The 24,683-nt window shown below is 34.7% G+C and carries 19 protein-coding genes; 9 read left to right on the top strand and 10 right to left on the bottom strand.

Translation table 11 applies throughout. The features are described 5' to 3' along the window. Position 1: 1 nt before the first annotated feature. The 3 genes from ACFS3A_RS22805 to ACFS3A_RS22795 all read right to left on the bottom strand — a co-directional run bounded on the left by ACFS3A_RS22805 (position 2) and on the right by ACFS3A_RS22795 (position 3,649). The gene (locus ACFS3A_RS22805; RefSeq protein WP_379827876.1) at positions 2-1,789 is read right to left on the bottom strand and encodes a 1-deoxy-D-xylulose-5-phosphate synthase; all 1,788 of its coding nucleotides are present in this window, start codon (positions 1,787-1,789) and stop codon (positions 2-4) included. A 67-nt stretch (positions 1,790-1,856) separates the two neighbouring features. Further along, on the bottom strand, positions 1,857-2,717 hold the full coding sequence (locus ACFS3A_RS22800) for a hypothetical protein (RefSeq protein WP_379827875.1): 861 nt from the start codon (positions 2,715-2,717) through the stop codon (positions 1,857-1,859). An 8-nt stretch (positions 2,718-2,725) separates the two neighbouring features. Then, on the bottom strand, positions 2,726-3,649 hold the full coding sequence (locus ACFS3A_RS22795) for an energy transducer TonB (RefSeq protein ID WP_379827874.1): 924 nt from the start codon (positions 3,647-3,649) through the stop codon (positions 2,726-2,728). Positions 3,650-3,709: 60 nt separating this feature from the next. Between ACFS3A_RS22795 and ACFS3A_RS22790 the strand changes: the two genes are divergently transcribed. The 4 genes from ACFS3A_RS22790 (at position 3,710) to pbpC (ending at position 13,370) form a co-directional block, all read left to right on the top strand. Further along, positions 3,710-4,153 (top strand): nucleoside deaminase, encoded by a 444-nt coding sequence (locus tag ACFS3A_RS22790; RefSeq protein WP_179003192.1) that lies wholly within the window; start codon positions 3,710-3,712, stop codon positions 4,151-4,153. A gap of 11 nt (positions 4,154-4,164) precedes the next feature. Next, complete coding sequence (locus ACFS3A_RS22785; RefSeq protein WP_379827873.1) at positions 4,165-4,797, top strand: hypothetical protein; 633 nt, start codon at positions 4,165-4,167, stop codon at positions 4,795-4,797. Positions 4,798-5,087: 290 nt separating this feature from the next. Then, a complete protein-coding gene (locus ACFS3A_RS22780) occupies positions 5,088-10,775 on the top strand; it encodes an alpha-2-macroglobulin family protein (protein WP_379827872.1) in 5,688 nt (1,895 codons plus the stop codon). Between the two features lie 219 nt (positions 10,776-10,994). Beyond that, positions 10,995-13,370 carry a penicillin-binding protein 1C gene (pbpC, locus tag ACFS3A_RS22775; RefSeq protein WP_379827871.1) on the top strand — a complete coding sequence of 792 codons (2,376 nt, stop codon included), beginning with the start codon at positions 10,995-10,997 and terminating at the stop codon, positions 13,368-13,370. Between the two features lie 2 nt (positions 13,371-13,372). On the opposite strand, the gene ACFS3A_RS22770 is transcribed toward pbpC, so the two are convergent. From ACFS3A_RS22770 to ACFS3A_RS22760, 3 genes are all read right to left on the bottom strand, one after another. Beyond that, positions 13,373-13,879 carry a hypothetical protein gene (locus tag ACFS3A_RS22770; RefSeq protein ID WP_379827870.1) on the bottom strand — a complete coding sequence of 169 codons (507 nt, stop codon included), beginning with the start codon at positions 13,877-13,879 and terminating at the stop codon, positions 13,373-13,375. Positions 13,880-14,240: 361 nt separating this feature from the next. Then, entirely contained in the window at positions 14,241-15,785 is a 1,545-nt protein-coding gene (locus ACFS3A_RS22765) for an Rne/Rng family ribonuclease (RefSeq protein ID WP_109191684.1), read from the bottom strand. A gap of 388 nt (positions 15,786-16,173) precedes the next feature. Next, positions 16,174-16,464 carry an HU family DNA-binding protein gene (locus tag ACFS3A_RS22760; protein WP_007805026.1) on the bottom strand — a complete coding sequence of 97 codons (291 nt, stop codon included), beginning with the start codon at positions 16,462-16,464 and terminating at the stop codon, positions 16,174-16,176. 140 nt (positions 16,465-16,604) lie between these two features. Between ACFS3A_RS22760 and mutY the strand changes: the two genes are divergently transcribed. The 4 genes from mutY to gldD are packed head-to-tail and all read left to right on the top strand — an operon-like array spanning position 16,605 to position 20,012. Beyond that, entirely contained in the window at positions 16,605-17,651 is a 1,047-nt protein-coding gene (mutY, locus tag ACFS3A_RS22755; RefSeq protein ID WP_379827869.1) for an A/G-specific adenine glycosylase, read from the top strand. Between the two features lie 36 nt (positions 17,652-17,687). Then, complete coding sequence (locus ACFS3A_RS22750) at positions 17,688-18,128, top strand: single-stranded DNA-binding protein (protein WP_379827868.1); 441 nt, start codon at positions 17,688-17,690, stop codon at positions 18,126-18,128. Positions 18,129-18,154: 26 nt separating this feature from the next. Continuing rightward, entirely contained in the window at positions 18,155-19,459 is a 1,305-nt protein-coding gene (locus ACFS3A_RS22745) for a gliding motility-associated protein GldE (RefSeq protein ID WP_379827867.1), read from the top strand. Next, the gene (gene gldD / locus ACFS3A_RS22740) at positions 19,452-20,012 is read left to right on the top strand and encodes a gliding motility lipoprotein GldD (protein ID WP_379827866.1); all 561 of its coding nucleotides are present in this window, start codon (positions 19,452-19,454) and stop codon (positions 20,010-20,012) included. The genes ACFS3A_RS22745 and gldD overlap by 8 nt, the downstream gene beginning before the upstream one ends. 89 nt (positions 20,013-20,101) lie before the next feature. On the opposite strand, the gene ACFS3A_RS22735 is transcribed toward gldD, so the two are convergent. The 3 genes from ACFS3A_RS22735 to ACFS3A_RS22725 all read right to left on the bottom strand — a co-directional run bounded on the left by ACFS3A_RS22735 (position 20,102) and on the right by ACFS3A_RS22725 (position 21,524). Beyond that, the gene (locus ACFS3A_RS22735) at positions 20,102-20,419 is read right to left on the bottom strand and encodes a DMT family transporter (protein ID WP_379827865.1); all 318 of its coding nucleotides are present in this window, start codon (positions 20,417-20,419) and stop codon (positions 20,102-20,104) included. A 76-nt stretch (positions 20,420-20,495) separates the two neighbouring features. Then, positions 20,496-21,080 carry a Crp/Fnr family transcriptional regulator gene (locus ACFS3A_RS22730; RefSeq protein WP_379827864.1) on the bottom strand — a complete coding sequence of 195 codons (585 nt, stop codon included), beginning with the start codon at positions 21,078-21,080 and terminating at the stop codon, positions 20,496-20,498. A gap of 66 nt (positions 21,081-21,146) precedes the next feature. Continuing rightward, positions 21,147-21,524, bottom strand: coding sequence for a heavy-metal-associated domain-containing protein (locus ACFS3A_RS22725; RefSeq protein ID WP_379827863.1), 378 nt, complete (start codon positions 21,522-21,524; stop codon positions 21,147-21,149). A 101-nt stretch (positions 21,525-21,625) separates the two neighbouring features. Between ACFS3A_RS22725 and ACFS3A_RS22720 the strand changes: the two genes are divergently transcribed. Then, the gene (locus ACFS3A_RS22720; RefSeq protein WP_379827862.1) at positions 21,626-22,492 is read left to right on the top strand and encodes a DMT family transporter; all 867 of its coding nucleotides are present in this window, start codon (positions 21,626-21,628) and stop codon (positions 22,490-22,492) included. A gap of 131 nt (positions 22,493-22,623) precedes the next feature. Here the strand turns inward: ACFS3A_RS22720 and ACFS3A_RS22715 are convergent, their stop codons facing one another. Beyond that, on the bottom strand, positions 22,624-24,672 hold the full coding sequence (locus ACFS3A_RS22715) for a M16 family metallopeptidase (protein WP_379827861.1): 2,049 nt from the start codon (positions 24,670-24,672) through the stop codon (positions 22,624-22,626). Between the last annotated feature and the right edge of the window lie 11 nt (positions 24,673-24,683).

Raw genomic sequence — 24,683 nt, 5'->3', positions numbered from 1 at the left:
ATTATTTTGAACGGTTAGAAAAAAGGTTTACTAAACTTTTAACGTCAATTTTACAGATTTGTTGCAGCTGGTTTACTGTTCCATGCTCGATAAATTCGTCTGGAACTCCTAGAATTTCAATCTCATTTTTGAAATTATTAGAGGCAGCAAACTCTAAAATAGCACTTCCAAATCCACCATTTTTAACTCCGTCTTCGATTGTAATAATGCTTTCGAAAGTTGAGAATATGGTGTTTAATAAATTGATATCCAGTGGTTTTATAAAGCTAAAGTTATAATGGGCGATGCTTTCAGAATGGGATGATTCTTTCAGAGCCTCAATAACATTATTTCCAATTGTTCCGGCCGACAGAACAGCAATTTTCGTACCATCTTTTAAGCATTTTGCCTGACCTAAATTAATTTTTTCATAATATCCGAAATTTTCTACTTGCCAATTTGGGATTACACCGCGTCCTCTCGGATATCGAATCGCGATTGGATGATTTAATTCTAATTGAACAGTATAAAGAATATTTTGTAGTTCAATCTCATTTAATGGTGCATAAATCATCATATTTGGAATAGAACGCAAATACGCTATATCAAAAACACCATGATGAGTTGCACCATCTTCGCCTACCAAGCCTGCACGATCTAAGCAGAAAATTACGGGTAAATCTTGTAAGGCTACGTCGTGAATAACCTGATCGTAGGCGCGTTGTAAAAAAGTCGAATAAATATTACAATACACAATCATGTCCTGTGTTGCCATTCCGGCTGCAAGTGTTACGGCATGCTGTTCGGCAATTCCCACATCAAAAGCACGTTCCGGTAATTCGTTCATCATAAATTTCAATGAACTTCCGGAGGGCATTGCTGGTGTGATACCGATTATTTTTTCATTCTTTTGGGCTAAATCTAATATGGTTAAGCCAAAGACATCCTGATATTTAGGCGGTAGATTTTCTTCCGATTTTAAATGAATTTCTCCAGTCGAAGCATCAAATTTTCCAGGTGCATGATATTTTACCTGATTTTCCTCAGCTTGCTGCAAACCTTTACCTTTTGTTGTAACTATGTGAAGGAATTTTGGACCTTTTATCTTTTTTAACCGGTTTAATTCTTTAATTAATTTCGGAAGATCATGTCCGTCAATTGGACCAGAATAATCGAAATTAAGAGATTTTATGATATTATTTTGTCTCGGATTTTTACCGTTTTTGACGGCAGTAAGATATTGTTTTAAAGCGCCAACACTCGGATCGATGCCGATTGCATTGTCGTTTAAAATTACCAGAATATTGGCATCTGTTACTCCCGCATGATTTAAACCTTCAAATGCCATTCCGCTTGCGATAGAAGCATCGCCGATCACTGCAATATGCTCTTTTTCGAAATCGCCTTTTAATTTAGAAGCAATTGCCATTCCGAGTGCTGCAGAAATAGAAGTTGAAGAATGCCCAACACCAAAAGTATCATAAACACTTTCGGTTCTTTTTGGGAAACCGGAAATTCCGTCGATTTGTCTGTTGGTATGAAAAATGTCTCTTCTTTCCGTTAATATTTTATGTCCGTAAGCCTGGTGGCCAACATCCCAAACCAGTAAATCATCAGGAGTATTAAAAACATAATGTAATGCAATTGTCAATTCAACAACACCGAGACTTGCTCCCAAATGCCCTTCTTTCACTGAAACGACATCAATAATGAACTGACGTAATTCCTGAGCAACCTGAGTAAGCTGTTCTTCTTTTAAAAGACGTAGATCGGTTGGATTGTATATGTTGGAAAGTAAATTGCTTTTCATTGTAAGGTAAAAAGCAAATTTACGGTTTTAAATTTAATTTTTGCGATGAGATATGTTATAGGAATTACTATTGCAGCGTAATGGGTAAAGAATATTGTCTTTTTACTTTCTTGCCATCCGATTGCCCCGGCTGCCATTTAGGACATAATTTTAAAACCCTTATAATTTCATTTTCGATTGCTTGATCAACCGAAGGTGAGCATTCGAGAAACGATACAGAACCATTTTTTTCCACAGCAAAAGCGAGTCTTGTTTTTGTAGCGTCTGAATCTTCGGGTCTTTTAAATTCTTTTGCAAAAAAGGTATAGAACTGATCAATTCCACCTGGAAATTCTGCATTGGTTTCAGATACAATTTCTCCTTTTGGAGAAGCGGTAATGGTTACTTTTGCAGAGTTATTTTTCTGGTCGTTTAGTTTATTAGATTTTAGATCATTATTTTCTAAATGCGTTGCAGATTTGGACTGATTAGCTTTTAATGTAATCTGATCATCATTTTTAACACCGTCTTTTTTTTGTGTTACAGTATCTTTAGTGGCAGTTTGTTCTTTTTTAGGAGTGTTTTTTGAAACAGGAATATTTTCAATTTCTTGTTTTTTTTCGACTCTATTTTGACAGCTGAATAAGGAAGCTCCCATTGCTATAAATAAAGCCAGCAGAAACATTTTATAATAGTTAGTTTGTGTGTATAACACTCGATCCGGAATTTGAATGGTTATGGTATCCAGCTGTGATTTTCTAAATCTCCCGCAGATTTTATGGTTTTGATTCTGGGCAAAAAAAAGCTGAATTTCTTCAGACATCATCGATGTAAAGTCAACAACTGTTTTAGAACAGCTCATGCAAAAACGTCCGTTTTCGGTTGGTGTCATTTTGTTCCAGTCTTCCTGACAAGGTTCAGGAAGGGTTATTTTATATCTTTTTTCCATGTGTGCATTTAATTTGCCTGACTTACAAGCATATCATTCTGTTTTACAAACTCGATAGAAACTATTTTGGAAAGCTTTCTTTTTTTTCTTTCAGAATTGAGACTGTCTTTTTGCAGAACAATATTCAGTTTAAAAGGAGTATTAACTGCTTTTCCTTCGACCATACCGGGTACCCACTTTTTAGATTTTTGTAAAACCCTGATAACCTCTTCTCCGGTTTCATATCCTATATTATCAAAAACTTTAATCTGATTTAAAGTTCCTGTTTTATCAATAACAAAGGAAACTTCCATTTCTCCTGCAGCCCTTCTGGCTTTTTTAGGAATTGTAAATTCATTTTGAATAAATTCGGTAAATTTTCTGGAGCCTCCGGGATAATCGGGTAATTTGTCAATAGAGCAAACAGGACGAGCAATAATGTCTCCGGAGATGTAGCTATCAATTCGACCAGAAGAACCGGAAGGCTCCTCTAAAGCAATAAGGGGACTAATTTTTACAAGTTCCGGTTTTGGTTTTTCGATTACACTATCTTCGACAGTCTGGTCAATTTTCTCTTTGGGGGTATCTTCAACAATTTCTATTTTGTCAATTTTTTGTTTGTTTCCTTCATTATCGGCGCAGCTAAATAAAGTTGTTCCCATTGCAATAAATAAGGCCAGTAAAAAGATTTTATGATAGTTGGTCTGCGAATATAAAATACGATCCGGAATTTGAATTATCAGAGTATCTAACTGTGATTTTCTAAATCTTCCGCAAATTTTATTATTTTGATTTTGAATGAAAAACTGCTGTATTTCTTGTGGCAGCATCGATGTAAAATCAGTAACTGTTTTAGAACAGTTCATGCAAAAACGACCATTTTCCTTTGGTGTCATTTTGTTCCAATCTTCATGGCAAGGCTCAGGAATGCTGATTTTATAATTTTTTTCCATATTCAAATCAAAATTTAAATGTAATAAAAAAATAAGTTGTAAAATCTTATTTTTGCAACTATGATAAATCCTTTCACCGACGAATATTTTATGAAAAAAGCTTTGCAGGAAGCTGAAATGGCTTTTGAAAAAGGCGAAATTCCTGTTGGGGCTGTAATTGTTGTGGCTGATAAAGTTATTGCAAGAAGTCATAATTTGACCGAATTACTGAATGACGTAACGGCTCATGCCGAAATGCAGTCCATAACCGCAGCAGCAAACTTTCTAGGCGGAAAATATTTAAAAGATTGTACCCTTTACGTAACACTTGAACCTTGTCAAATGTGTGCAGGAGCTTTGTATTGGAGCCAGATTTCGAAAATTGTTTTTGGAGCTAGAGATGAACAGCGCGGATTTCTAAACATGGGAACAAAACTACATCCAAAAACTACTGTGGTTTCGGGAGTAATGGCAAATGAAGCTGCTGATTTAATGAAACGCTTTTTTCTCGAAAGACGTAAATAATACGAACTATCATGACAGATTTCTCAACAATTAAAAAGCTTTTTGGCATAACTGAACCAAATGGTTTTACTGAAAATGAAATTAAGATTGTAAAAGATATTTTTGGAGCTCTTCCAAAAGTTTTCATCGACTATTATACTGAATTAGGCAAAATTGAAGAACTTAATAATACACAGGATTCTTTAAACAAACCCGACCAATTTCAATATTTTAAACATGAGGATTATTTGATTTTTTATTGCGAAAACCAACGTGTTTGCGTTTGGGGAATTCATAAGGACGATTTGTTAAATCCGAATCCGCCCGTTTATATGAGTTATGACGAGAAGGAATGGAATCTTGAAACCGAAACTTTAATAGAGTTTTTTACCGCAATGGCTTATCTTCAGGCTGGTTTTGCTTTAGAATATACCGCTGAATGTTTTTATGAAATAGAGGATCAAGATTTAAACTTTATTGCAAAAAATTATAAAAATAAAGGTGTTTCTTTTACAAAATGGATAGAAGGTGTCAGTTTTTATGGTAATCATGAGGACGAGGTAATTATTGTAATGAGTAATAATCAGCTTTTTTATTCTTCACGAAGTCAGGAACATTTTATGGAATTAGATAAAGTACTGTCAAAATTAGGAACTGAATTTTAATGGTTCTTATGAAAATGAGTGCCCTAGCCCAGATAGAAGCGGCATCCTTTTTATCCGCTTTTTTGCGAATGAAAAGAATATAGCGGATAGCTGGAATAAGCTCCTGAATACCTCTACAATAGATTAGAAGCTTCAACAAAAGTTAAATAATCAATTTAGAGAATTTTCTTCTTAAATAATTCAAAAAATAATTTACTTTTATTGTAATATAATTTGTAGTTTGCTGTTATGACTTTTAGCAGTAAATCGCGTATTATTTTTTATTTGTTAACCATTAACTCTAGATAAAAGTGAAAGTAAAAGGTTTAGCTCTCGTATTTTTTGTGTTTTTTATTTTTCAATCCTGTGGCAGAAAATCGGCTGCTGATTTCAATTCGGATTTCTCATTATTTAAAGACTACATTACTAGTTTCACAGGCGGAATCGTTTCTGCTGATTCTGATATCCGTGTGGTTTTGGCTTTCGATAAAAACGACTGGAAACCCAATCAGGAATTAGACGATGATTTGTTTGATATTTCGCCAAGTGTGAGCGGAAAAGTTGTTGCACTTTCGACGAATACTTTAGCTTTTATTCCGGAGAAAAAACTCAAAATGGGAACAGAATATCAGGTTACCTTAAACTTAGATAAACTGACTGCCATTCCAAAAGAGAAAGAAAAAGAGCTTTCTAAATTCAATTTTACAGTTAAAACGGTAAAACAGGATTTTACGATCAATACAGGAGATATTCAATCCTATAGCAAGGAATATCAATACTTAAACTGTGTTTTAAAAACAGCAGATAATATTGATTTAGAAACTGCCCAAAAGCTGGTTGAGGCCAAACATAATGGAAATAATCTTAAAATTAAGTTTGAGAAAACGAATGGGCCTGCAAAAGAATTTCGTTTTATAATTGACAGTATTCAGCGTCAGTCAGAAGCTTCAAACTTGGAAATTATTTATGATGGAAATGATTTTGATATTGATCAGAAAGGACAAATCGATTTCCCGATTACAAGTATAAATGAATTTAAAGTGATTAAGGTTGAAGTTCCAGATGGAAATAATCAGCAGGTTTTAATTAATTTTTCGGAACCTTTAGAAAAAGGACAGGATTTTGCCGGATTAGTTTCGATTCAAAATACGAATAACTTAAAATTTTCGACTCAAGGAAATTTACTAAAAGTATATTTTACCAATCAAAATGCAACTAAAAAAGAAGAACCAGTTGCAGTCGCTGTTACAGAACCCGTTGCGGTTGCGGTAGATTCAGCTGCTGTTGTGGTTGATTCTGCAGCAGTTGCAGTAGATTCTGCAGCAGCAGTTGTAGAAGATGTTGTTGAATATGTGCCAGATGAGCAACCTGAACAAGTTGTAACCGGAGAATTGTTACTTGAAGTTTTTGAAGGAATCGAAAGTCAATACGGTAAAAAATTAGAATCAAATTATTCGGAGAAAATATCCTTTGACCAGATAAAACCAAATATCCGTTTTGTGAAAAATGGAACGATTCTGCCAAGTTCCAATAATTTAAAACTGAATTTTGAAGCCGTAAACTTAAGTGCTGTAGATGTTAAAGTGTATAAGATTTACAAAAACAATATACTTCAGTTTCTTCAATATAATGAATTAAATGGAGGACAAAACCTCAAAAAAGTAGCACAGCCAATTGCTAAAACTACACTCAATTTAAGAGAAAGCACGCTCGTAAATCTATCCAAATGGAATACGTATGCTTTAGATTTATCAAAAATTATCAAACCAGAACCAGGAGCGATTTATAGAGTAGAGTTTGTTTACAAAAAGAAATATTCGCTTTATAAATGTGAAACATCTGATGGAAATGATGATGAAGCAGAAGAGGAAGAAGTAGATGAAAATGATGTAAACTACAGTGGCAACTCTTACGACGATTATTACTATTATGATGATTACGATTGGCGAGAAAGTCAGGATCCTTGTACAGGTTCTTACTATTATAATGCGAGAATTGCGACCAATATTTTAGCTTCAGATTTAGGAGTTATTGCGAAACGAGGTGAGAACAAATCGTATTTATTTGCTGTAAATAATATTGTTACAACTGAACCAGTTTCAAATGCAAGAGTGGATTTATATAATTTCCAACAACAGAAAATAGCATCAGAAGCGACAAGCAGTGAAGGAATTGCTTCTTTCCAATTAGACAAATTCGCCTATTTTGCTATTGTGACTTTGGGAGACCAATCGACTTACGTGAAATTAGATGACGGACTTTCATTATCTGTCAGTAATTTTGATGTTGCTGGAGAGACTTTACAAAAAGGACTTAAAGGCTTTATTTATGGAGAAAGAGGCGTTTGGCGTCCGGGAGATAATTTGTATTTGTCCTTTATTCTGAATGATGCAGCGAATAAACTTCCGAAATTACATCCAATTAAATTCAGATTAAATGACCCAAATGGAAAAACAGTTTATCAAACCGTTCAAAGAACAAACGATTTAAATCATTATGCTTTTGTAGTACCAACCAATCAAGATGCTCCAACAGGAAATTGGGAAGCGATGGTAAGTGTCGGTGGTGCTAAGTTTTATAAGAGCATTAAAATCGAAACGATTAAGCCAAATCGTTTAAAAATCAAAAACACCTTTAGCAGAAAAACACTTTCGGCTTCATATCCAAACACAGATAATCTAGAGGTAACTTGGCTCCATGGCGCAATTGCTAAGAATTTGAATGTAGAAATGCAGGCTAAATTCTCACAGCAAACGACGACATTCAAAGGATATGAAAAATATAGTTTTGATGATATCGTTCGTCAATTCAGTACAGAAGAAATCAATGTTTTCTCAGGGAAATTGAATGAAAACGGGAAAGCATCTGTAAACATTCAACCTAGATTACAAGGTCAGGCGCCGGGAATGTTGCGCGCTTCATTCATCACAAAAGTATATGAAGAAGGAGGAGATTTCAGCACCGATGTGATGTCGACGACTTATTCGCCATACAAAACCTACGTCGGACTTAAAACGCCAGAACTAAATAAGTATAATATGCTTGAAACGAGAACAAATAATCGTTTCGAAGTAGTTACGGTTGATGAAAATGGAAGACCAAAAGCCGTTAGAAATTTGGAAGTTAGAATTTACAAAGTAGACTGGAGATGGTGGTGGGATTCATCAAGCGATAATTTGTCGAATTACAATTCATCAAACTCAACTACAGCTTATAAATCTATCGTAATTAATACCGATTCAAGCGGGAAAGGAAGTTTCCAATTTGCTTTAACCGATGAAGAATGGGGACGTTATTTAATTCGTGTTGAAGATACAAACGACGGCCACGCAACTGCTTTAACCGTAAATATCGATTGGCCAATCTGGTCAGGAAAAACACGTAACAGAGATGCTTCAACAGCTAATATGTTAGTTTTTTCTACAGATAAAAAGAATTATGCCGTTGGAGAAAAAGCGCAGATTTCTTTCCCTTCTAGTGAAGGCGGACGCGCCTTGATTTCTGTTGAAAATGGCTCAAGAGTGGTACAAACCATTTGGGCAGAAACAAAAAAAGGAGAAACAAAAGTTGAGGTTCCAATTACCGGAGCAATGGCGCCAAATGTTTATTTTAATATTACATTATTACAGCCTCACGCGACAACTAAAAACGATTCGCCAATTCGTATGTATGGAATTGTTCCAATTGAAGTGGTGGATAAAAACACGATTTTGGCACCAACTCTGAACATGCCTGATGTATTAAGACCGGAACAGCCGTTCACAGTAAAAGTGGGAGAAAAATCAGGTAAAGAAATGACCTATACCATTGCGGTTGTCGATGAAGGGCTTTTGGATTTAACTCGTTTTAAAACGCCAAATGCATGGGATAGTTTTTATGTTCGTGAAGCACTTGGTGTAAAAACCTGGGATGTTTATGATGATGTAATTGGCGCTTATGGCGGAAAAATAAATCAGATTTTCAGTATTGGTGGAGATCAGGATTTAGGTGGCGGAAAAGCCAAAAAAGCAAACCGTTTTAAACCAGTTGTATTGTACTACGGGCCATTTAAATTAGGAAAAGGAGAAACGAAATCACACGAATTAAAACTCCCAAAATATATTGGTTCGGTTCGAACAATGGTGGTAGCGGGAGATGCAAATACAAGTGCGTACGGAAGTGTAGAAAAAGCAACACAGGTTAAGAGTCCGCTGATGGTATTGGCTTCGTTGCCAAGAAAAATTTCTCCATCAGAAAAAGTAACGCTTCCAGTTACGGTTTTTGCGACTGAAAGCAAAATTAAAAACGTAACAATTCAGGTAAAAACAAGCAACGGGTTAAAAGTTGCTGGAAGTGCGGTTCAGAAACTGAATTTTGCGCAGCCAGATGAGAAAATGGCTTATTTTAATTTGGTTGTTGGTTCTGCAACCGGAATTGCGAAAGTTCAGGTAATCGCAACATCTGGAAGTGAGAAATCGACTTATGATGTTGAAATCGATATGACAAATCCAAACCCAGTTACGAGTACTTTTACAGATGTTGTTTTATCTCCAAATAGTGCCAAAACAATTTCATGGAAAACTTTTGGTATTGCTGGAAGTAATAAAGCAAGACTAGAAGTTTCGTCTATGCCATCAATGAATTTGAACGGAAGAATGCAGTTTTTAATTCAATATCCACATGGTTGTGTAGAGCAGACTACTTCTTCGGTTTTCCCTCAATTGTATTTAAGTGATGTGGCAGATATTGATGCGAAACGAAAAGATCTGATTCAGAAAAACATTGCAGCCGGAATTGCAAGATTGGGTAACTTCCAGTTGTCAAATGGAGGAATGCCGTACTGGCAAGGAAATGCAATTGCTGATGACTGGGGAACTTCTTATGCTGGACATTTCTTAATTGAGGCAGAGAAAAAAGGATATGTATTGCCAATTAATTTCAAATCAAAATGGTTATCATATCAGCAGAAAGAAGCAAAACAATGGCGTTTTGAGCCTAAATATGGAAATGATTTGGCCCAGGCTTATAGATTATACACTTTGGCTTTAGCAGGAAGTGCCGATTTATCTTCAATGAACAGATTGCGTGAAACAAAAGGAATTTCGAACGAAAGTATGCTTCGTTTGGCTGCCGCTTATGTTTTGGCAGGACAAAAATCGGCTGGACAAAGTTTGTTCCTGAAAACTAGTATTGATGGAAGCTCAGATGGCTACAGTTATTACTATTATGGTTCTAGCGAACGAAACAGAGCGATGGCTTTAGAAACAATGCTTCTTTTAGACCAGAAACAAAAAGCATTTGCAACGGCTTCTAAATTAGCTAAAGAAATGTCGGCTAACCAGTGGATGAGTACGCAGACAACGGCTTATTGTTTGTACGCTATGTCGAAATTTGCGGTTAGCAACGGCCCAAAAGGAATTAATATTCAGTTTAGTAAAAACGGAAAAGGCGAGACGATAAATACTGGCAAATCAGTTGCAGATCGTAGTTTGTCTGTTGCTTCTGGCACAAACAGTATTACGTTGAAAAACAATAAAGCCAATACTGTTTATGTTCGTGTATTAAATACAGGAATATTGCCAATTGGTCAAGAAAATGTGATTCAGACTGACGTTACAGCTTCTATTGTTTTCAAAAATAGAAAAGGAAGTGTAATAAACGTTTCAAGAATTAATCAGGGAACTGAATTTGTTGCCGAGGTTACAGTTAAAAATCAAAGAGGAGAAAGTGTTCAAAATGTGGCGTTATCACAGATTCTGCCATCAGGATTCGAAATTGTAAATACCCGTTTCACAGATTACGGAGATGCTGTAAACAACATCGCTGATTATATTGATATCCGAGATGACAGAACGAATTTCTACTTCGGAATGAAAGCCAGAGAAACTAAAGTGTTCCGTATCCTGTTAAATGCATCTTACTTAGGAAATTATTATTTACCTGGATTGCAATGCGAAGCGATGTATGATAATACATTCTTAGCCAGAACAAAAGGATTCTGGGTTGAGGTTGTGAAATAAATTTATTAGCCACAGATTATAAGGATTATAAGGATTTTTTTAATCTGTGTTAATCCATTTAATCTGTGGCTGAAAAAAGCTTTGTAAAAAGGTCTCCCGCAGATTTTGCAGATCAAGCAGATAAAAATAAAAATCTGCACAATCTGCGGAATCTGCGAGTAAAAAACTTAGCGAACTTTGCGAATAACTTAGCGTCTTTGCGGTTAAATAATTACTACGTTGAAAAATAAATTAAAAGCGTTTTTCCAACGCATCATAAACTGGATAAAAAGAAATAAAATAAAATCAGCAATTGCCTTTGTGCTCTTGCTGATTTACTATTTTTCAATACCCCGAACTTTATTCAAAGAACCCTATTCGACTGTTATTGAAAGTAAAGAAGGAGAACTTCTAGGAGCTAAAATTGCACGTGACGGACAATGGCGTTTTCCTGCGCAAGACAGTGTTCCTGATAAATTCAAAAAGTGTATTGTATATTTTGAAGACGAATATTTCTATAAACATCCCGGTTTTAATCCCGGAGCGATGATCAATGCTTTTAAACAAAACAAAAAAGCAGGTAAAGTGGTTCGAGGCGGAAGTACGTTGACTCAACAAGTTATCCGATTATCAAGAAAAGGAAAAAACAGAACTTATTTTGAAAAAATTATCGAAATAATTCTCGCAACCCGATTAGAATTAGGATATTCCAAAGATGAGATTCTCGAAATGTACGCAGCGCATGCTCCATTTGGCGGAAATGTTGTAGGATTAGAAATGGCTTCTTGGCGTTATTTTGGTGTGCAGTCCAATCAATTATCTTGGGCAGAAAATGCAGTTTTGGCCGTTTTGCCAAATGCGCCAAGTTTAATTTATCCGGGAAAAAACCAGATAAAATTACTGAACAAACGAAACCGACTTTTATTAAAATTGCATAAGGAAGGCATAATTGACAAGCAGACATACGAACTTTCAATAGAAGAATCTTTGCCTCAAAAACCGTATGATCTGCCTCAAATTGCGCCTCATTTATTGCAGAGAGTGGCTAAAAACGAAGAAGGGACAAGAGTAAAAACTACAATTGATTATGCTTTACAAAATCGTGTCAATCAGATTGCGAGGTATTATTACAATCAGTACAAGCAGAATGAGGTACATAATCTGGCTATTTTGGTAATTGATGTTCAAAGCAGAAATGTAATGAGTTATGTTGGAAATGCTCCAACGGATAAAGACCATCAAAAAGATGTCGATATTATCGATGCACCAAGGAGCACAGGAAGTATCTTGAAACCCCTTTTGTACGGTGCGATGTTGGACGACGGCGAATTACTGCCTAATACTTTAGTGGCTGATGTTCCAACACAGATTTCGGGATATACACCTCAGAATTTCAATTTAACTTTTGATGGAGCTGTTCCGGCACATCGTGCATTATCGCGTTCGCTGAATATTCCCGCAGTTTTAATGCTTCAGGAATTTACTGTCAATAAATTTTATGAGGAATTGCAAAAGTTCAAATTGAAAAATATAAATAAAACGCCAGATCATTATGGCTTGTCACTTATTTTAGGTGGTGCCGAAAGTAATTTGTGGGATTTATGCAGAACCTACGCTAATTTATCTTCAACACTGAATTATTTTACTAAACATCAGGCGAAATACAGAACCAATGAGTTTACCGAGTTAAATTATAAAAATGATTTTAAACCCGATTTTGGATCAGAAACTACTCAGAAGAATATTCTGGGCGCAGGATCAATTTGGTTAACGTATAACGCAATGGAAGAAGTTAACAGGCCAGAAGGAGATGAGGCTTGGAAGTTTTATGACAGTTCGTTAAAAATCGCTTGGAAAACAGGAACCAGTTTCGGGAATAGAGATGCATGGGCCATCGGAACCAATTCGAGATATGTGGTTGGTGTTTGGGTCGGAAATGCAACTGGAGAAGGAAGACCAACTTTGACAGGAGTTACTAGTGCAGCGCCTATTTTATTCGACGTTTTTAATGTACTGCCAAGGCAAAGATGGTTTGATACACCTTACAAAGATTTAGCCGAAGTTGAGGTTTGCCGTTTAAGCGGTTATTTAGCAAAGGATAATTGTCCGAAAATCAAACAATGGGTTGCTAAAAAAGGAAAATCGACTAAAGTTTGTCCGTATCACAGAACGATTCATTTAGATAAAACAGAACAGTTTCAGGTCAACAGCAGTTGTGAAAATGTCGAAAACATTATAACGAAAAACTGGTTTGTTCTACCTCCGGTTATGGCTTGGTATTACAAAAGCCAGCATATAGAATATTTGCCATTGCCTCCGTTTAAAGAAGGATGTGAAGGAACGCAAACCACCACAATGGATTTTATTTATCCAAAAGCCAACAGTAAAATCTATCTGACAAAAGATTTTAATAGTAACGTTCAGCCTGTTATTTTAAAAGTGGCTTATTCTGAAAGAGATAAAGAATTGTTTTGGTATGTAGATGATGTTTATAAAGCTACAACCAAAACCTTTCATGAACTGCCCATTACCCCGACAACAGGAATACATTATATTACAGTTGTAGATGTTTCAGGAAATGAAATTAGACGAAAAATTGAAATTGTGAGGGAATAATTTTATTGTATCATATTAAACTTTTGGTACGCTTTTTCATTTTTTGTTAGACGTAAAGTGAGCGAAGTAGTAAAGCCTTTATAGGCAGGTATTTTTTCATTATTATAGGGCAGAGAATATCCTAAACCTAAATCAAACCGATTTAAAAATGTAAATCCGCCTATTGCATAAGCGTTTTTATGAGAGCTTCCTGTTTTTATAAATAGGAATTCTTTGCTATAGGATAAATGTACATCAGGAAGTCCATAATAGTTTCCGTTGTAACTGTTTGTGATTCCATATCCCGCGCCTAGAAAGAGTTTGTTTTCATTTTTGCAGTCCAAACAAAATTCTAGTCCGCCAGTGAGAAGACTTTTGTTTGCTGCTGAGTAGCTTATATAGAAAATAGGCTCAAACGTAAAATCAGATTTGGTGTTTTGAGCATTTGCACTGAAAGAAAATAAGACTAGCAGTACGCAATAAATACCTAATTTTCCTGAATATGATTTATGAAAATTACTAAAAGGCATAATAGAGTATTAAAAATGAAATTTTCATAAACATATTTAAATATAAATAATTTAGTAGCTCTATTAAGTTTTTTTTATGTTATAAAGAGTTTTAATATGAAATAGTAAAAAGAAATATTCTAATGAAAATGAGTGCCTAGCCCAGATAGAAGCGGTATCCTTTTTCTGGCTTCTTTAGCCAGGAAAAGATACAAGCGGATAGCTGGAACTTGCTCTTTATTAAAAATATTAGCCACGAATTACACAAATTATTTCGTGCTCATTCGTGAATTGCTTCGCCTGTTCGCTATCGCTCGGGTCGTGGCTATTTAAAAAAAGCCACAAAAAAACCGCCAATCTCACGAAAGGCGGTTTTTGTTTTTTATTCTGAAATAACATTTCCTTTTTTATCATAGAAATGGTATTCTAAGTACGTGTAAGCGTCACGAGGTATGATTTTCACCCATTTCTTATGTTCAAAAAACCATTTTGAACGTAATGATGGAAAACCTTTACTGAGGTATGCAGCCACAAACGGATGTGTGTTAAGCACAACTTTATTGTGGGTTTTTAAAAGTCTTTCTAAATCAGAGGTGATCTTGTCAATTATTAATATTGGCGCTTCAATTTCGCCGTTGACTTTATTTGGATCTTCTTCTCTGGTTTTAATGTTAACTTCTGGTCTTACTCGCTGTCTGGTAATCTGGACAAGTCCAAACTTACTTGGCGGTAATATTTTATGCTTTGCTTTATCGTCGCTCATTTCTTCTCGCAAGAAGTCGAACAAAACTTTCCTGTTTTCTGGATTAGACATATCGATAAAATCAACAACTATAATTCCGCCCATATCTCGAAGACGTAATTGTCTTGCGATTTCTGCTGCGGCAATCATATTCACTTCCATGGCAGTGTCTTCTTGGTTGGTCGCCTTGTTGGAACGGTTTCCGCTGTTGACGTCAATAACGTGCAACGCTTCGGTATGTTCTATGATAAGATATGCACCTTTACTCATGGAAACGGTTCGGCCAAATGAAGTTTTGATTTGTCTCTCTATATTGTATTTCTCAAAAATCGGAGTGTCATTTGATTGATAAAACTTGACAATTGATTGTTTTGAAGGTGCAATTTCTTGCAGATATTCCTTCGTTTGATGGTACAACTCTTCATCATCTATTTGAATACCGCTGAAGGTATCGTTGAATACATCTCTTAATATTGAAGAAGCTCTGTTAAGCTCTCCTAATACTTTTGATGGATGATGAGCAGTTGGTAATTTTTTACACATTGCAGACCATCTGCCAAGCAGGTTCTGCAAATCTTTTTCTAATTCGGCTACGTTTTTGCCTTCGGCTACTGTGCGAACAATAACACCAAATCCTTTAGGTTTGATCGATAGAACAAGTTTTTTTAGACGATCCTTTTCTTTTTTGTCTTCTATTTTTTGAGAAATAGAAACACGATCAGAAAAAGGAACCAGAACGATAAATCTTCCGGCAAGAGAAAGCTCAGCACTTATTCTTGGACCTTTGGTCGATATAGGTTCTTTAACTACTTGAACTAAGACAGATTGATTGGCACTTAAAATATCAGTAATGATGCCATCTTTGTCAATCTCTTTTTCAAACTGAAAGGTTTTTAGGGAGAAATCTTTTAATTTACCTGCGCTTACAAGTTTTATGAATTTCAGTTGGGAAGCTAGATTTGGACCCAAATCGTGATAATGCAAAAAGGCATCTTTTTCGAAGCCTACATTTACAAAAGCAGCATTAAGACCGGCAACTGGTTTTCTGATTTTGGCAATAAAAATATCACCAACCTGAAAATTGCTTTTTTCTTCTTCTTTGTGTAATTCAATTAGTTTTCCATCTTTTAATAAGGCAAAATCTACTGCTTCAGAACTAGATCTAATGATTAATTCTTTATTCACACTGTAAATTTTTATCCGTGAATTGGTTGTCGGTTGTTTGTTGATAGTTGTTGGTAAAGAAAACCAAAAACCAAAAACCAAAAACCATCAACTTCTACAAGGATGGATTAAACAATATTTTTTAACAGGTATTGAACCCGGGGAAAAGAAGATTAGTTGAGAATAGAGTAAAGAGAATAGACTTTTTGTCGTCTATGTTCTATTTTCTTTTCTCTTTCATCTTTTTTCAATTTCAATGAACGTTTAAAAAGAAAAAAGTAGTTTAAAACTACTTTTTCTTTTTGTGGCGGTTAGCTCTCGCTCTTTTCTTACGTTTGTGAGTAGCTACCTTATGTCTCTTTCTTTTTTTACCACTTGGCATATCGTGTCTGATTTATGTTAATTAATATTATTTTGCTTCGTTGTTCGTTTTTACTCCTTCTACAAAAACTTTTGCAGGTTTGAACGCAGGAATGTTGTGTGCTGGAATTTTAATTGTCGTGTTTTTAGAAATGTTTCTTCCAGTTTTTTCAGCTCTAGTTTTAACGATAAAACTACCAAAACCTCTTAGGTAAACATTGTCTCCAGTCTCTAAAGAAGTTTTAACTTCTTCCATAAAAGTTTCTACTGTTGCTTGAACGTCTCCTTTTTCAAGACCTAGTTTCTCTGAAATCTTCGCTACGATATCTGCTTTCGTCATTTTCTTTCCTATTTTATTTTATAAATGGTGTACTATTTTTTTGAGTTTGCAAATATAGGAATTAAAAAAATAATTAATCAAGCTAATTCGTTAAATTTTAATTACATAAACATTTACTTTTGTATTCTAAGTATTTTCGAATGGATTTTTCTAACATATTGATAAAATGGTATTTACAAAACAAGCGTGATTTGCCGTGGCGAAAAACGGTCGATCCGTACCAGATTTGGCTCTCAGAAATTATGCTTCAGCAAACGAGAGTTGCGCAGGGAATGCCTTATTTTTTTGCATTTACCAAGGAATTTCCTACTGTAAAAGATTTGGCCGATGCTTCAGAAGAGAAAGTTTTAAAGCTTTGGCAGGGTTTGGGGTATTATTCCAGAGCTCGAAATCTTCATAAAACGGCTCAATACATTGCTTATGACCTTAATGGTGTTTTTCCGGATTCTTATAAAGAGCTTCTAAAACTTAAAGGAGTAGGTGAATATACAGCTGCTGCAATTGCATCTTTTTCTTATAATGAATCGGTTCCTGTTGTAGATGGAAATGTATTTCGTGTACTTTCAAGGTATTTTGATGTCGAAACGGATATTGCACTTCCGGCGACGAAAAAAGAATTTACGGCATTAGCACAAGAAGTAATGCCAAAAGATAATCCTGCAATTTTTAATCAGGCGATAATGGAGTTTGGAGCACTGCAATGCGTGCCGAAAAGTCCGGACTGTTCTAAGTGTGATTTTAATGAAAGCTGTGCTGCACTCCAGAAAGGGAAAGTAAATGTGCTTCCTGTTAAATCTAAAAAGGTAAAAATATCCAACCGTTACTTTAATTATTTGATTTTAGAAGATGTATGCGGAAATACTATAATTCAAAAAAGAACAGCAAAAGGAATCTGGCATAATTTATATGAGTTTCCGCTTTTGGAAACAATAGAAGTTATCGATTTTGAAATGGTTTCGAAAATCGCAAAAGAAGAGATCTTTCCCTCTTATACTATTATAGGTATAGAGGATTACACAGAATCTACTATTGTACACAAGCTTTCGCATCAGCATCTGCATATACAATTCTGGAAAATTAAAGTGAAAGAGAAAATTGAAAACGGAATTGACGCAGAAAAATTAAAAACATTTCCTTTTCCTATTGTGATTTATAATTTTATAGAAAAGCAGGAAATAAATTGCTAAAAAAATGTATCTTTGGTAGAAATACCACCAAAAACTATGAACGGAACATTAAATAAAGTGATGCTTATTGGCCATTTAGGCGATGATGTGAAGATGCATTATTTTGATGGAGGAAACTGCATCGGACGTTTTCAGCTGGCTACCAATGAGGTGTATATCAATAAAACGACTAATGAAAAAATAACTTCCACAGAATGGCATAATTTGGTTGTTAGAAACAAGGCAGCTGAAATCTGCGAAAAATATCTTTCTAAAGGAGATAAAATATATGTTGAAGGAAGAATTAAATCCCGTCAGTGGCAGGCCGAAGACGGAACTACAAAATATACAACAGAAATTCAGGTGACAGAATTTACTTTTTTGACTACCAAAAAAGAAACTGCTCATACCAAACAAAATCAAGAGGCAGAGTCAACAAAAAATAGTAACTTTGATGCTGCTAATGAAGGGCTTCCGATTAATGATCTGCCTTTCTAAGAGATGTTTAACTAATTTTATACAATTTGGACCCAGAGCCCAGTTTATTCTTTACTACAAATCCAGACACTAATTTAATTATTGGCTTTGTCGGAATATTTATTTTATTATTTCTTTCAGCAATAGTTTCCGGAGCAGAAGTGGCTCTCTTTTCTTTATCACAGCAGGATATCGATGATACTGTAAACGATAATCAGGCAAAAGGTAAAATTATTTCCAATTTACTGGACAAACCTAAAAAACTTCTGGCGACATTGCTTGTTGCTAATAATTTTTTTAATATCGGAGTGGTTATTTTGTTTGCTTATATGGGGCAGAATATTTTTGCTAATGTGAGTTCGCCTGTACTCAAATTTACGCTCGAAGTAATTTTGGTAACCTTTTTAATTTTATTGTTTGGTGAAGTGCTTCCAAAGGTTTACGCTAGCAGAAATAGTGTTCGTTTTGCAAAATGGGCTGCTTATCCGCTGGCATTTTTAGATAAAGTACTTTCTCCAATAAGTTTGCCAATGCGTGCTGTTACTCTATATTTGCAGCATAAATTAGGAAAACAAAAGAATAGTTTTTCAATCAATCAGCTTTCTCAGGCTTTGGAATTGACCGATTCTGAGGGCACTTCAACAGAGGAACAAAAAATACTGGAAGGAATTGTCTCTTTCGGAAATACCGATACAAAGCAGGTAATGAGTCCCAGAATTGATATTTTTGCATTGGAAGTATCAGAAACATTCGCAGAAATTTATCCGAAAATAATTGAAACGGGTTTTTCAAGAATTCCAGTTTATCGTGATAATATCGATCAGATTGAAGGAGTGCTTTTTGTTAAAGATTTACTTCCTCATATAGATAAAGAAGAGTTTGACTGGACTTCTTTGATTAGAGAAGCTTTTTTTGTTCCTGAAAATAAAAAACTGGACAATCTACTGAAAGATTTTCAGAGCCTAAAAAGTCATTTGGCGATTGTTGTTGATGAATATGGGGGAACTTCCGGATTGGTTTCTTTAGAAGATGTAATAGAAGAAATTGTGGGAGATATCAGTGATGAGTTTGATGATGAAAACCTGAATTTTTCACAAATTGACGATAATAATTTTCTTTTTGAAGGGAAAATAAATCTGAAAGACTTCTACAGAATTGTAGATGTTGACGAAGATGTTTTTGAATCTCATAAAGGTGAAGCAGAAACTCTGGCGGGATTTATTCTGGAGATTTTAGGTAATTTTCCGAAAAAAGATCAAAAAGTGCCTTTTGAAAACTGTGTTTTTACAGTAGAAACAGTAGACAAAAAGCGTGTAAAACAAATAAAGGTAACCATAAATAAAAATGTTTAATAGAATACTTTCAATAACAGTAATTTTACTTGCTTTAACCGTTTTAAGCTGTAAAAATGATGTTTTGCCAAAGCCGGCGAGCTTTCTCCGATTGGATTATCCGGAAGCGAAATACGTGAATTTTGAAAACAACTGTCCGTTTGCTTTTCAAATGAATGAGGATGCCATTATTAAAGGAGAAAAAGAATGCAGTTTTGCCATTACCTATCCAAAGATGAAAGCAACGATTTATTTGACTTATAAACCTGTAAATGGTAATATTGAAAAGTTGTTAAGAGATGCTCAAAAGCTTACTTACGAACATGTAATTAAAGCCGATGATATTTTAGAGCAACCCTATTTAAATCCACAGAAAAAGGTTTATGGTATGTTCTATCAGGTAGATGGAAATGCAGCAACAAATTCTCAGTTTTACGTTACCGACAGCACAAAACACTTTTTAATTGGTTCGATGTATTTTTACGCAAAACCAAATTTTGATTCGATTATGCCAGCTGCGAGTTATGTTAAGAATGATATGCAGCGTTTGATGGAAACATTGAAATGGAAATAAAAAAAAGGGTTCAACTTTGAACTACCCCCAAATAGTGTCTAACTTTTTGGGGGCAGTTCAATTTAGATCCTTTTTTTATTTTAAAATCATTAAAATATTTTTAAACCGATGATTCCCACAACAATTAGAGAGGCAGATAAAAGTCTAAGAATGTTGGATGAATCGCCAAAAAAGAGTATTCCGACTAATAGTGTTCCAACTGCTCCAATTCCTGTCCAAACGGCATAAGCGGTGCCTATCGGAATTGTTTTTTGTGAGTAAAACAATAAGCTCCCACTAATAACCATTGATAAAACAGCAGTAAATATCCAGACAAATTTATTATTCTCTGGCTGTTGAGCCATTTTCATTCCCAAAGGCCAGCCAATTTCAAATATTCCAGCGATAATTAAAGCAATCCAATTCATCTTTTTTTAAATTTAATATTGAATTGCAAAGGACTTGAATATAAAAAAGCAATTTTTTGATGTAGATCAAAATCGATTATGGTTTTCGGATTCTGCTTAAAGTTTCCTGGGTAATTCCTAAATAAGATGCAATATGTCCCAGATTGATCCGGTTAAGGAGATTGGGTTGCAGTCTCATTAATGTCTCATAACGTTCTGCTGCTGACTCGATGTGTAATGACATTGTTCTTTCTTCAAGAATAATACAAACTTCTTCGGCTATTTTTCTGCCAATTAAATTCAATTCAGGATAGATTCGATATAATTCATTTAAATCATTCACTGAGATAGCATATATTTCTGAATCTTCAAGAAACTGAATGTTTTCAAATGAAGGTTTGTTGGCATAAATAGGTAATATGGAACCAAAAATCTGATTTTCTTCTCCAAACCAGGCATTCACTTCTTTTTCATTTCTATGAAAATAGACGCGTATTAATCCTTTTGAAATTACAAAATAGCTGGATATGTTTTGACCTTCCTTTAAAAAATGTTCATTCTTCTTTTTAAGAAAATACTTTGTTCTCAGATTAATCTCTTTTGCGGCTTCATTACTAAGATCTCCATATTTTCTGAATTGCTCAATAAGCGGATTGGTAATATGAGCTTGTTCTGATTTCATTTTTTATTGTGGTATTTAAACAAAGAAAGGCGTTCATTTGAACGCCTTTACTATAATTAAAATCAATTAAGACTTAAAATTCGAAACTTTATATGTTTTTCCATCTCCCGTTTCCTGAACTACTTTTGTTAAAGATTGTGAGTTTTGAACTGTTTTGTCAAAACTTACTGTTGCTGTTTTTTTGTCAAAATCAACTGTTGCTTTGTCAACACCGTCAAGATTGGCTAATTCTTCTTCGATTGTTTTAGCACATCCAACAGCACAAGTCATTCCGTCGATTGTAAAACTTGCTGTTTGTAAATTTTCTGCAGCAATTGGTTTGTGTTCTTTTGGAGCGCTTTTTTCTGCATTTACAACCTGAAGGCTTTTATCTTCTTCTTTTTTACAGCCAACGAATACCAAACCAGCGATTGTTGCGGCGATTAAGATTTTTGAAATTTTCATTATATATAAATTTTAAATTGCTAATTAATTGCCTGCAAAATTAATAAAAAGAGAGTCGTCAGTTCGTAAAATAATTACAAATTTGCATTAAAACTTGATCTATGGAAACAAAGCAGTTAAAATGGCTGTACTTAGCAATTCTGTCTCTTATTTGGGGAAGCTCTTTTATTTTGATAAAAAAGGGTTTAATTGGTTTGACTGCTATTCAAGTTGGCTCATTCCGAATCATTTTTGCCGCTTTGTTTTTATTGATTATCGGTTTCAATAGTTTAAGAAAAATTTCTCGTCGTCAGTGGAAGTATGTGGCAATCACTTCATTTTTTGGAACTTTTGTGCCGGCTTATCTTTTTGCTATTGCCGAAACTCAGGTAAATAGTTCTATTGTGGCCATTTTAAATTCGCTGACACCTTTAAATACTTTGATTTTAGGAATAATAGCTTTTGGGATTCAGTTTCAAAAAAGACAGGTTTTAGGAGTTTTTATTGGTCTTGTTGGTTGTTTACTGTTGGTTTTAAGTGGAGATTCTGCTGGCGGAACTCAAAACTATTTATATGTTCTGTTGGTTGTAATTGCCACGCTTAGTTATGCTATTAATGTTAATTTGATTAAAAAATACCTTCACGATTTAAATTCAATAAGCATTACAACCGGAAACTTTGCAGTGCTTTTTCTTCCTGCATTAATCATTTTAAGTACAACAGATATTAGCCAGAAAATGCATTTTGCAGAAACGCAACATTCGATATTTTTTGTAATGATTTTGGGAGTTTTGGGGACAGGAATTGCTAATATTTTGTTTTTTAAACTGATTCAGATGTCGTCTCCGGTTTTCGCAACATCGGTAACGTATTTGATTCCAATCGTTGCTTTTTTCTGGGGATTATTGGATAATGAAATGCTGACTCCGATTCAGTCAGTAGGTGCATTTATTATTTTGATTGGGGTTTATTTGTCGGCTAAGAAATAAGATTTTTTTAAACTTTGTAAAATAGTTCAATAAAAAAAAGCTTTGTCAAAGTTTAAAACTTTGACAAAGCCTTCAAAAATCTTAGTATCTCAGTACCTTAGTCCCGATAGCTATCGGGATAGCAACTTAGATCATAAAAAATCTGTATCAGAAACTCCTTCGTTGATTTTAACATCAGACATTTTAATATCCAATTCGAAACCAACATTCTGAACTAAGTTAAAAGGAACTTTAACGCCTTTTACTTCCTTATAATCGTTGAAATTAGTGATTTGCTCTGCTGATTTTCCGCCTTGTTCGCGAACTTTAGATTCAGCAGTTTTTAAACCGGATTTAACATCGTAGTAATAAGTCGTTTTACCGTCTTTAATTACATAAGCATCACTTCCGTTTACAGGTTCAATTCCTTCTACTTTCAGGTCGGTTCTTTTTACAAGCTGTAATTCTTCAAAAGGAGCAGCGTTTGCTTTCATTTCGACTAAATCGTCTCCTTCGAGATTCTTTCTTTGTCCTTGTTGCTCGATATAGGCACTTTTTCCGTTTACAACTTGTTTCATGATATTCATAGTTCCCATAGAAAGTGAAACCATCATTTTTCCTTTAGCATCTAATTTGGAAACAAAAGTTAATGGGGTAGGAGCCTGCGGAATTGTTGTCGAACCATTCATGTAAAGTGTTTTTACTGCTGTAACCGCTTTTTCTCCTCCGATTGCTTTGATGTAATTTTCGAAAACAGTTTTGGCTGTAATATCTTTTGGAGCTTCTTTTTTAGTTGAAGGTTTCTCAACAGGATTTCCATATTTGTCAAAATAGGATATTGGAATTTGAAGTTTTTCTAAACCTGAAAGAACATCAGAGCCTTTTCCCACAATAACAATACGCATATTGTCTAATAAGAAATACTTGTTAGCGACACGATAAATATCATCGGCTGTAACATTATTGATGGTCTGGATGTATTTTTCGTAGAAATCGGCTGGAAGTTTTTCGGTTTCAATATTTAAGGCATAACGTGCAACTGCCTGAGGTTTTTCAACCTGCATCACAAATCTTCCGATATAACCGGCTTTTACATTTCTTAAAACTTCAGGATCTACTCTTTCAGTACGAATTCTTTTAATTTCTTTAATAAACTGAACAACTGCACTGTCTGTTACAGTATTTCTAACGGCTGAATTAGCCTTAAATTTAGTTACATATTTTCCGCTTCCAATACTTGAACTTGCGCCGTAAGTCCAGGCGTGTTGCTCGCGTAAATTCATGTTTAAATAACTATTAAAATCGCCTCCTAAAATTTGATTTGCAATTACTGCAGGGAAAAAATCAGGATCGCTCATTTTTAAATTAACAGTATTTACCAATGAAATTTCAGACTGAACAGCATTTGGAACGTCTACAAAATCAATTTGTAATTTTGATGGGTTTACAGGGTCCGGATAAGAGTTTTTTGGTGTGCTTTGTTTTTTCCATCCGCTGAATAATTTCTCTACGGCAGATTTTGTTTCCTTAAATTTAATGTCACCAATAATGACTAAATATGCATTTTCAGGAACAAAATGAATATTGTAGTTATTTTGAACATCAGTAAGAGTGACATTTTTTACTGTTTCCTCAGAAAGGTATTCTCCATTAGGATGATTTTTTCCAAATGCTAAAACATCAACCACTCGGTTTGAAATTGCAGGAACACTTTTCTCATCAGCTTTTAACCCTTCAAGTAATTTTGCTTTTTCTTTATCAAATTCTGTTTCAGTGAAATTGGGCTGTAAAGCACCTTCTGCTAAAAGTTCTAGAACTCGTCCTGAATATTTAGATAATGAACTAGCGTATGCTCCTTGTGAAGTGAAATTTATATTAGCTCCATAAAAGTCAATTTCTTCATTAAAAGCTTCTTTGGTAGTTTTTTTAGTTCCGTTTCCGATTAAACTGCTGGTTAATTCGTCAACTCCCTTTTTATTACCTTCAGTAAATGGTGCATTGTCTAAAGTAAGTGTAAAGCTCACTCGGGGTAATTTGTGATTTTCGACAATCAAAACTTTCATGCCGTTTGCCAAAACAAAAGTCTGCGGTTTTTTGATGTTGACTACTGGGGCGTTTCCTGGTTTGGGTTGTGGACGATCTTGTGCTTGCATAATTCCGGTAAGGAATAAAAGGATTAAAAAAGTATATATATTTTTCATGATTCGATATT

This window comes from Flavobacterium notoginsengisoli, from assembly GCF_042686225.1.
GTDB classification, from domain to species: domain Bacteria; phylum Bacteroidota; class Bacteroidia; order Flavobacteriales; family Flavobacteriaceae; genus Flavobacterium; species Flavobacterium notoginsengisoli.
This window is presented reverse-complemented; position numbering and strand designations above follow the sequence as displayed.

Excerpts from the sequence above, each read along its gene's own strand:
- ACFS3A_RS22725 (WP_379827863.1), bottom strand. The coding sequence starts at position 21,524 with ATGAAAATTTCAAAAATCTTAATCGCCGCAACAATCGCTGGTTTGGTA.
- ACFS3A_RS22720 (WP_379827862.1), top strand. The coding sequence starts at position 21,626 with ATGGAAACAAAGCAGTTAAAATGGCTGTACTTAGCAATTCTGTCTCTT.
- ACFS3A_RS22735 (WP_379827865.1), bottom strand. The coding sequence starts at position 20,419 with ATGAATTGGATTGCTTTAATTATCGCTGGAATATTTGAAATTGGCTGG.
- ACFS3A_RS22730 (WP_379827864.1), bottom strand. The coding sequence starts at position 21,080 with ATGAAATCAGAACAAGCTCATATTACCAATCCGCTTATTGAGCAATTC.
- ACFS3A_RS22750 (WP_379827868.1), top strand. The coding sequence starts at position 17,688 with ATGAACGGAACATTAAATAAAGTGATGCTTATTGGCCATTTAGGCGAT.
- ACFS3A_RS22805 (WP_379827876.1), bottom strand. The coding sequence starts at position 1,789 with ATGAAAAGCAATTTACTTTCCAACATATACAATCCAACCGATCTACGT.
- ACFS3A_RS22770 (WP_379827870.1), bottom strand. The coding sequence starts at position 13,879 with ATGCCTTTTAGTAATTTTCATAAATCATATTCAGGAAAATTAGGTATT.
- mutY (WP_379827869.1), top strand. The coding sequence starts at position 16,605 with ATGGATTTTTCTAACATATTGATAAAATGGTATTTACAAAACAAGCGT.
- ACFS3A_RS22800 (WP_379827875.1), bottom strand. The coding sequence starts at position 2,717 with ATGGAAAAAAGATATAAAATAACCCTTCCTGAACCTTGTCAGGAAGAC.
- gldD (WP_379827866.1), top strand. The coding sequence starts at position 19,452 with ATGTTTAATAGAATACTTTCAATAACAGTAATTTTACTTGCTTTAACC.
- ACFS3A_RS22790 (WP_179003192.1), top strand. The coding sequence starts at position 3,710 with ATGATAAATCCTTTCACCGACGAATATTTTATGAAAAAAGCTTTGCAG.
- ACFS3A_RS22760 (WP_007805026.1), bottom strand. The coding sequence starts at position 16,464 with ATGACGAAAGCAGATATCGTAGCGAAGATTTCAGAGAAACTAGGTCTT.
- ACFS3A_RS22785 (WP_379827873.1), top strand. The coding sequence starts at position 4,165 with ATGACAGATTTCTCAACAATTAAAAAGCTTTTTGGCATAACTGAACCA.
- ACFS3A_RS22795 (WP_379827874.1), bottom strand. The coding sequence starts at position 3,649 with ATGGAAAAAAATTATAAAATCAGCATTCCTGAGCCTTGCCATGAAGAT.
- ACFS3A_RS22715 (WP_379827861.1), bottom strand. The coding sequence starts at position 24,672 with ATGAAAAATATATATACTTTTTTAATCCTTTTATTCCTTACCGGAATT.